Source organism: Streptomyces sp. NPDC050263 (genome assembly GCF_040655955.1).
Lineage (GTDB): Bacteria > Actinomycetota > Actinomycetes > Streptomycetales > Streptomycetaceae > Streptomyces.
Genome location: NZ_JBFAKW010000078.1, coordinates 35,190 through 43,917 on the forward strand (window position 1 = coordinate 35,190; position 8,728 = coordinate 43,917).

At 70.8% G+C, this 8,728-nt stretch carries 6 protein-coding genes; 2 read left to right on the forward strand and 4 right to left on the reverse strand.

The genetic code is table 11. The annotated features are described in order from the left end of the window. Window positions 1–40 precede the first annotated feature (40 nt). The 4 genes from AB0J04_RS29365 to AB0J04_RS29380 all read right to left on the reverse strand — a co-directional run bounded on the left by AB0J04_RS29365 (window position 41) and on the right by AB0J04_RS29380 (window position 6,897). Window positions 41–712: a TetR/AcrR family transcriptional regulator gene (locus AB0J04_RS29365; RefSeq protein WP_363171581.1), complete on the reverse strand. Its 672-nt coding sequence runs from the start codon at window positions 710–712 to the stop codon at window positions 41–43. Further along, window positions 709–2,568: a beta-glucuronidase gene (uidA, locus tag AB0J04_RS29370; RefSeq protein ID WP_363171582.1), complete on the reverse strand. Its 1,860-nt coding sequence runs from the start codon at window positions 2,566–2,568 to the stop codon at window positions 709–711. The genes AB0J04_RS29365 and uidA overlap by 4 nt, the downstream gene beginning before the upstream one ends. Window positions 2,569–2,629: 61 nt before the next feature. After that, the gene (locus AB0J04_RS29375) at window positions 2,630–5,677 is read right to left on the reverse strand and encodes a glycoside hydrolase family 2 TIM barrel-domain containing protein (RefSeq protein WP_363171583.1); all 3,048 of its coding nucleotides are present in this window, start codon (window positions 5,675–5,677) and stop codon (window positions 2,630–2,632) included. Beyond that, window positions 5,674–6,897: a family 1 glycosylhydrolase gene (locus AB0J04_RS29380; RefSeq protein WP_363171584.1), complete on the reverse strand. Its 1,224-nt coding sequence runs from the start codon at window positions 6,895–6,897 to the stop codon at window positions 5,674–5,676. The genes AB0J04_RS29375 and AB0J04_RS29380 overlap by 4 nt, the downstream gene beginning before the upstream one ends. Before the next feature lie 184 nt (window positions 6,898–7,081). Between AB0J04_RS29380 and AB0J04_RS29385 the strand changes: the two genes are divergently transcribed. Both AB0J04_RS29385 and AB0J04_RS29390 read left to right on the forward strand, forming a co-directional pair. After that, window positions 7,082–7,702, forward strand: a complete 621-nt coding sequence (locus AB0J04_RS29385) for a TetR/AcrR family transcriptional regulator (RefSeq protein ID WP_363171585.1) — start codon at window positions 7,082–7,084, stop codon at window positions 7,700–7,702. Beyond that, the gene (locus AB0J04_RS29390; RefSeq protein ID WP_363171586.1) at window positions 7,699–8,682 is read left to right on the forward strand and encodes a Gfo/Idh/MocA family oxidoreductase; all 984 of its coding nucleotides are present in this window, start codon (window positions 7,699–7,701) and stop codon (window positions 8,680–8,682) included. Before AB0J04_RS29385 ends, AB0J04_RS29390 begins: the two co-directional genes overlap by 4 nt. Window positions 8,683–8,728: the final 46 nt, after the last annotated feature.

Below are 8,728 nucleotides of genomic sequence, written 5' to 3' on the forward strand. Positions count from 1 at the left end.
AATAGCGTGATCGTTGGTGAGGTCTGTGGCTCCCCGCCGGTCAGCGAGGCGTCTTGGAGACCGCTCCGAGGACGAGGTCGCTCAGCTCGATGAAGGCGTCCCCGGAGGACAGCCCCGTCGAATCGAGCAGCTCACGGCTGTGGATGCCGTCGATCAGCAGCCCCACGGCCTGGCTGACGAACTCGGCGTGCACCGCGCGGAAGTCGCCCGACTCCACTCCCACGTGGATCATCCCGCGGACCCTGCTCGTCGCCGCGAGCGAGTTGATCGTGTAGATCTCCCGGGCCGTGTCGCTGTCGAGCATGTCTGCGTAGCAGGCCGCAGACATGCGGCGCATCTGATTGCCCACCGCCGCCAGATAGACGGCGATCCGCCGGGCCGGGTCCGCGACCGCGGCGACCTCTTTCTCCACCTGCTCGGCGGCGTCGTGGAAGAAGCTCTTGAGAGCGGTCGCCACGAGGTGGTGGCGGTTGGAGGAGAGCGCGTACAGCGTGGACTTCGAGCACTGCAGCCGGGCGGCGAGCGTGTCGACGGTCAGCCCGGCGAAGCCCTCCGCCAGGACGATCGTCTGCAGCCGCCCCAGCAGCTCGTCCCGGCGGTCGTCGTCGAGGCGCTTGCGCCCGGCGCCGGCCGCGCGCCGGCCGGTCCGCGAACCGGGCTGTGCGGCGGCGCCGCTCCCCACCGGGGACGAACTGTTCGGGTACGAAATCATGCCTCATCGCACTGTGAGGGCCCCGGGCCGTCGGCTTCGCGGGACGATTCAGAGGCGTTCGAAGGCTTGCGCCCGCCGAGCGGCAGCCACCGCTGCCGCAGCGCGTGGGCGGCCGCCTTGGGGTGGCGTTCCCGGGTGAAGACGCCCTTCTTGTTGCCGCCGACCCGGTGGATGCCGTTCGACGTCTGGAAGTCGGCGAAGTTCCAGACGTGTTCGCCGATGAAGGCGTCGACGCGGTCGAAGGCGCGGTGGTTCGCCTCCAGGTAGGCGAGCTGGTACTCCTCCGTCCACGGCATGTCCCACACGGAGTGCAGCCCCGGCAGGGTGTCCGCCCCGTACTCGCTCATCATGATCGGCTTGCCGAACTTCTCGGCCCAGCCGCGCAGATCGCCCTCCAGGTACGTCTCCGCGGTGGCCAGGTCGCCGGTGGCGATGTACCAGCCGTAGTAGCGGTTGATGCACAGGACGTCGAAGAGGTCGGCGATGCGGTCGTTCTCGTGCGTCGCGAACATCACCGCCGCGTAGGTCACCGGACGGGTGGGGTCGAGCTTGCGGGTCAGCTCGACGAGGGGCTCGAAGTATTCGCGCGCGCCTTCCTCGTTGGAGGACGGCTCGTTGGCGATGCACCACATCACGACGCTGGGGTGGTTCTTGTCGCGGGCGATCAGCTCCTGGATCGCCTGGGCGTGCGCTGCGCGGGTGTCGTCGTTGAACGTGTCGTCGGAGAAGGTGGGCCGGGGAGGGGTGCCCATGAGCCCGGCCTCCACGGCAAGGTTGAGGCCGACGGCCGCGGTCTCGTCGATGACGACGATGCCGTGCCGGTCGGCGAACTCCATGACCTCCTCGGCGTACGGATAGTGCGAGGTACGGAAGGAGTTGGCGCCTATCCATTCCATCAGCTGGAAGTCGTGCACGAGATAGGCGTCGTCGTGGCCCTTGCCGCGCACGGGGGAGTCCTCGTGCTTGCCGAAGCCGGTGAAGTAGAACGGCTCCCCGTTGATGAGGAACCGGGTGCCGCGCACCTCTACCGTGCGCACCCCGAACGGTTCGGCGAAGGTGTCCACGACCTCGCCGTCGCCGTCCAGGACGTCCACGACGAGGTCGTAGAGGTATGCCGCGCCCGGCCGCCACAGCGTCACGTCGTCGATCCGCAGGGTGCCGTTCGTTCCCTCCCCGGCGGCGACCTCGATGCCGTCGGCGTCGAGCGCGCGCACCCGGACCGTGGCGGGCGCGTTCGTCTCGACCGCGTAGTCGACGGTGCCGGTCGTGCCGTCGAGGTCGGTCACGACGGTGATGTCCTGGACGTGGACTGTCGGCTTGCTGTACAGCCACACCGAGCGGGCGAGCCCCGCGTAGTTGTAGAAGTCGTGCAGGTACGTCTGCTTGCGCCGGCCGTCGTGGGAGACGGTGATCGTGCCCGGCGGCATCGTGACGCTGGTCAGCTCGTTGTTGACGCCGATGGTGAGCCTGAACTCCCCGCCGGACCGCACGTGTGCGGTGATGTCCGCCTCGAAGGGCGTGTAGCCGCCCACGTGCTGGGCGACCAGCACGTCGTCGACGTACACCTTCCCCTCGTGCGTGGCCGCGTCCACCCGCAGCACGACCCGCTCGCCCGCCCAGCCGCGCGGTACCCGAACCTGGCGCTGGTACCAGACCCAGCCGACGTGGTCGCGGATCGCGCTGTCGGTGAACAGGTCGTTGTAGCTGGCCGGTACGGGTGCCTCCAGCCGGGTGTCGAGCGGGCCGGTCCAGGGCTCGGAACCGACGGCCGGGGAGACACCTCGGTCTACGGCGAACCGCCAGATCCCGTCGAGGTTCACCAGCTCGCGGGTGGCGGTGGGGCGGGGCTTGAGCATCGAGGGTTCTCCTACGCGGTGTTGTGGTGGGGGCCCGGCGGACGTGCGTGTCAGCGCGCCGTCAGTCGGTCTGGGAGAGCGTCAGACGCCACTCCCACGCGTACTCGCTGCCGGCGAGCCGGTGGCGCGGGTGGGTGTCCGGGCCGAGGACCGCCGTGCCGAGGCCGCGGTGGGCGATGTCGAGGTGCACCACGGTCTTGCCGCTCGGCTGCAGCTCCCACCAGTGCTCGGCCGCCTCGATCTCGCTCACCTCGTACCGGCCCACGTTCATGTGGAGCGCGGTCGGGTGGGTGGTGCTGACCGTGCCGGCGGGGCCGGTCAGGGTCAGTGCGGTGACCCCGCCTCGGGTGCCGTTCTCCTGGGGGAGGATGTAGGGCACGGCCAGGTCGTCGATGGGGCTCTCCCAGGCGCCGAGCAGGGCAGAGGCCCGCCGGTCGGGGTAGTTCTCCCACGGGCCGAGACCGACCCAGCCCGCATCCTCGAAACCGTCGACGAGCTCGAACTCCACGCCGACGCGCAGCCCGTCGCCGGTGCCCTCCGGAAGGGACACCTGCTCGGCGAGGACCCAGTCGCCGTCGCCGAGCGCGGTGATCGTCCGCCGGTGCACGACCTCGTCGCCGAAGGCGGCCTCGTAGCGGGTGGTGACGAGGGCCCCGTCGCCGGTCTCCTTGACCTCGACGTCGGCAGGCGTGAGCTGGAAGAAGCCGGTGCGGACGAACCGGTTGTCGAGGGAGAACGACTTGTCGTGGCAGGTCAGTGCCCGCCACAGGCTGAGCCGAGGGGAGCGGCGAAGGAGGGGGTGGTTCAGGTTGCCCTTGGTGTCGACGGGCAGCACGGGCCTGCGCGCCGGGGCGGCGGGAAGCCGTACGGGCGCCTGGGGGAAGGTGACCTGCTCGGCCGCGATCTCGGTGCCGGCCGGGGCCCACAGGGCGGTTTCACGGGTGCGGACGGTCAGGGTGAGCGCGAGCGGCCCGCTCTTGACCAGTTCCCGTACCGAGGCGGGGATCTCGATCGTGCCCTCGGCGCCCGCGGCCACCTCCGGGGTCGGGACGGCGACGGCGCCGACCGGACCGGCCGGGGTCTCGACACGCAGCTCCAGCGTGTAGGCGCCGAGGTCCGCGAACGACTGGCGGTTGCGGATCCGGAGCGTTCCGGCCCGCGCTTCCTCGGCGTCGGAGACGACGCGGACCGGGCTGAAGAGGCCGCGCGCCTCGAACATGGCCGGCTTCGGGGTGAGGTCGGGGAACACCACGCCGTAGGCGAGCATCGGCCCGTTGTGGGTCTCGTCGCCGAAGTCGCCGCCGTAGCGGTACCTCCCGTCGCCGTCCGGGTCGAGGGAGTGGTCCGTGAAGTGCCAGATGAAGCCGCCCTGGAGTCCGGGCAGCGACTCGAAGAGCTCCCAGTAGTCGGAGAGCCCGCCGGTGCCGTTGCCCATGGAGAACGCGTACTCGCAGGTGATCAGCGGGCGGTCGGCGCGCGGGTCGGCGGAGTAGCCGGTGAGGCTGGCGAGGGCCGGGTACATCGGGCACAGGAGGTCGGTCGCGGCGTGCCCGACGTGCCAGTCGGCGGAGATCGCGCCCTCGTAGTGCAGGGGCCGGGTGGGGTCGAAGCTCCGGATCCAGCCGGCGGCGGCGTCGTGGGCCGCGCCGTAGCCGGTCTCGTTGCCCAGCGACCAGGAGATCACCGACGGGTGGTTGCGGTCGCGCAGCACCATCCGGGAGACGCGCTCGACGATCTCGGACAGGTAGGCGGGGTCGTCGGCGATAGTCGAGGCGAAGGCGTGCCCTTCGACGTCCGCCTCGTCGACCACGTAGAACCCGATCTCGTCGCACAGGTCCAGGAACTGCGGGTCGTTGGGGTAGTGGGAGGTGCGGATCGCGTTCACGTTGAACCGCTTGAGCAGGGACAGCTCCGCCAGCTGCCGTTCGCGGGACATGACACGCCCGGTGCGCGGGTCGACGTCGTGGCGCGCGACGCCCTGGATGAGGATCCGCTCGCCGTTGACGAGGAGGTCGCGGCCCTCGACACGCACCCGGCGGAAGCCGATCCGGACCCGGGCCTCGTCGGCGACCTTCCCGTCCGGTGACACGAGCTGGACCACGAGGTCCTCAAGGTGCGGGGTCTCCGCCGACCAGGGCGTGACGGGGAGGTCGGAGAGGGAGAAGGCCACGCAGCCGGCGGGCGCCGCCGGGGCCGGGAGCTGGGTCATGGTCGCCGGGATCGCGCGGAACTCCGGCGGGACGGGCGCGCCCGCCGCGTTGATGCTGAGCAGGTCCATGAAGTCGGGGGGCAGCAGGGGCTCGGGGCGCACCGACCGGTCCAGGGACGGCTTGGGGAGGGTGCGGGTGACGAGGCGGGCGGAGACGGGCAGCCTGATCGACCGGTTCAGCACGTCGATCCGCACCGACCAGCCGCCGGTGTCGTAGAGGTGGTCCAGGCCCGACGTGGACACGTCCACCTTGAGGTCGCCTCGCCCGGTCTCCGGGTCGTAGTCGGCGACGGCGGACACGTCGGCCAGCGCGATGTCCGGCACCGTGTAGAGGTAGACCGAGCGGGTCAGGCCCGACTGCCACCACTGGTCCTGGTCCTCCAGGTAGGTGGCGGCGGACCACTTGGCGACCCGGAGGTCGATCCGGTTCGTGCCGGGCACGACGGCGTCGGTGATGTCGAACTCGGCCGCCAGGTGCGAGTCCGAACTGTTGCCCACCGGACGGTCGTTGACGATCACGCGCAACAGGCCTTCGGCGGCTCCGACGTGCAGGACCGTCCGGCGTCCGGGAACGGGCGCCAGCTGGATGACCCGGCGGTAGACGCCCGTCGGATTGTCCGCGGGAACCTGCGGGGGCACCTCGTCGAACGGCATCGGCACGTTCGTGTAGTGCGGCACGTCACCGTCCGCGAGGTCCGGCTGCATCGTCCACAGGCTCGGGACCTGGATCTTCTTCCAGGTCAGGCCGAGTGGCGCGGTGGGCGTCGGCAGCAGCTGGAAGTCCCAGGCGCCGTCGAGCTCCACCTCGGGGGTGCGGCGCAGGGCGCGCATCGGCAGCCGGCCCACGGAGTGCAGCCCGGAGGCGTCCCAAGGACCCATCGTGTTCTCCGTCGTCGTCATGCCGATCCCTCCAGTCCCTTGCCGCCGCTGCGGGCGACCTCTCCCAGCCAGCCGAGGCTCGGCTTCGGGTGCCGCTCGAACGTCTCGCGGTCGACCGCGATCAGTCCGAACGTGGGCTCCCAGTGGCCCCATTCGTAGTTGTCCAGGGCGGTCCAGTGCAGGTAGCCCCGTACGTCGATGCCGTCGTCGACCGCGTCGAAGAGGTGCCGCAGGGCCTCCGAGGTGTAGGCGATGCGCCGGGTGTCGTCATCGGTGGCGATGCCGTTCTCGGTGACCAGGACGGGCACTCCGCCCGTCGTCTCCCAGGCGTGCCGGACGGCGATGCCGATCGCGTCGGGCCGGTACGCGTTCCCGGTCAGCGTGGTGTCGGGACCCTGGGGGTGGGGGACGATGCCGTTCGCGTCGACTGCCTGGCTGGAGTAGGACTGCACGCCGATGAAGTCGTCGCCGCGGGCCGCTTCGAGGTACAGGTCCTCACGGACGTACCGGATCTCGCGCAGCTTCTCCTCGTTGCCCGGGGTCGGGGTCAGGGCCTGGCTGGCCACCGTCCAGCCGGACTTGGCGTCAGTGCGCTCCTTGAGGATCTCGCGGGCGGCCTGGTGCGCCTCGGCCAGCCGGCGCCCGATCTTCGGGTCGGGGGAGGGAAGCACCGGGCGCGCGGCCCCCTCGACCGTGGGGCTCAGCCACTTCGCCGCGTCCTCCTCGGACCGCGCCTCCATCGCCTGGCTCATCGTCGCCATCAGGGCCAGCATGTTCGGCTCGTTGATGGTGCAGACCCACTCGACGCCGTCGAGGATCCGGGTGGCGGTCTCCACGTAGGACCGGAAGCGGTCGATGGCGCGGTCGCCCATCCAGCCGCCGTCCTCGGCGAACCAGCGGGGGTGGGTGAAGTGGTGCAGGGTGACGACCGGGGTGAGGCCGAGGCCCACGGCGGTGTCGATCATCCGCCGGTAGTGGGCCAGTTCGGCGCGGGACACATGACCCTCGTACGGCTCGATGCGCGCCCACTCGATCCCGAAGCGGTAGGAGTTCAGACCCGCGTCGGCCAGCAGCCGCATGTCCTCGGCGTACCGGTGGTAGCTGTCGACCGCGTCACCGCTGCGCGCCATGCCGGGCATGTGCGGCTCGTTCGCCCACCAGTCGCTGTTGACGTTGTTGCCTTCGATCTGGTGCGGGGCGGTCGACGCCCCCCAGAGGAAGCCGGGAATCAGTTCAGTCACCGTCGAGATCCTTGCTGGAGACCGGAGAAGAGGCCGCGGCTCGGTCGATGGGGACCGGCGGCGATGGTTCTACGCTAGCATGAAATTCGAATCGCGATACTATTTTCGCGGTCGCCCTCTTCGCGGTGGCCGACAATGAGGCCGCCGGACCGGTCCGGCATCCAGCAGCACCGGGAGAGAGCGCATGAACGCAAGCAGCGGCCGTGGGCCGTACGCGAAATCGGCGGAGGTGCGCCGACGGATCCTCGAAGCCTGTGTGGACGCCTTCGGTGAGACCGGCTTCTACGGCGCCACGATGAAGGACGTCGCCAAGCGCGCCGGCATCAGCCACACCGGGCTGCTGCACCACTTCGCGCGCAAGGAGGACCTGCTCATCGCCGTGCTGGAGCTGCGCGACGAACGCAGCGCCCGGTTCCTGAGGTCGGCCGACGCGATCGACCCGGTGACGCACCCCGTCGAGGCCCTGAGGGGCATGCTGGCCATCATCGTGGACAGCGAACTGCAGCCGGGAATCATGGAACTGCATTGCGTCCTCTCCGGCGAGGCGACCTCTCCCGGCCACCCCGCGCACACCTACTTCGCGGAGCGCTACCACAGCGTCCGCCGCTTCTACACCGACGCGTACACCGCGCTCGCGGAACGCGGCGAACTGCGCTCGGCGGCGGACCCGGAGACCCTCGCCGCGATGACGCTCGCCCTCATCAACGGCCTCCAGGCCCAGTGGCTCTTCGACCGGGACTCGGTGAAGATGGAGTCCGCCATCCACGCCTTCCTGCTGTCCGCCGTCCCGGGACTGGCCCGATGAGCCTCTCCATCGGCGTACTCGGCGCCGCCCGCATCGTGCAGTCGGCGCTCCTGGAGCCCGCCGCGACCCTCGACGGCGTCGAGGTCACCGCCGTCGCCGCCCGCGACCCGCAGCGGGCCGTCGCGTTCGCGGCCGAACACGGCATCCCGAGAACGCTCCCCACCTACGACGCCATCGTCGACGACCCCGCCGTCGACGCCGTGTACGTCCCCACGCCCGCCGCCCTGCACGGACACTGGACACGCCGCGCCGTCGAGGCCGGCAAACACGTGCTGTGCGAGAAGCCGTTCACGGCGAACGCCGAGGAGGCCGAGGCGATCGCGGAGCTCGCCGAGTCGAGCGGGCTCGTCGTGATGGAGGCGTTCCACTCCCGGTACCACCCGATGTGGGCCCGGATGACCGAGATCGTCGACTCCGGAGTACTCGGCGAACTCGGCACGGCCCGCGCGGAGTTCACCGTGCCGCACGCCGACACCGGCGACATCCGGTGGCAGCGGGACCTCGGCGGCGGCGCCCTGATGGACCTCGGCTGCTATCCGGTACGGCTGCTGCGCCACCTGTTCGGCGAGCCGGAGGTGACCGGGGCGCGGATCCGTGACGTGGACGGCGTCGATGCCTCGACGACAGCCCGACTCGCCTTCGCGGGCGGGCTGTCCGGCGAGGTCGTCGCGAGCATGGACGGGCCCGGAAGTCACGCCGCCGAGCTCCGCGTCACCGGTTCGGCGGGGACTCTGCACGTGCGCATGCCCTACCACCCCTACCTGTACGGGGAGTTGACGCTCACGACGGACTCGGGCGTCGTCGTGGAACAGGGCGACCCGCGGACGACCTACTCGTTCCAGCTGGAGGCGTTCCGCGACGCCGTGACCGACGGGGCGCCGAATCTGACGGACGCGCGGGAAGCGACGGCGACGATGAGGGTCATCGACGCGGTCTACCGGGCCGGCGGCCTGCCACCGCGCACCCCCGCCGCCCCCTGAAAGAGGCACCGCGACCGGACCGGCCGCCCGCGAAGGCGAGTCGGGC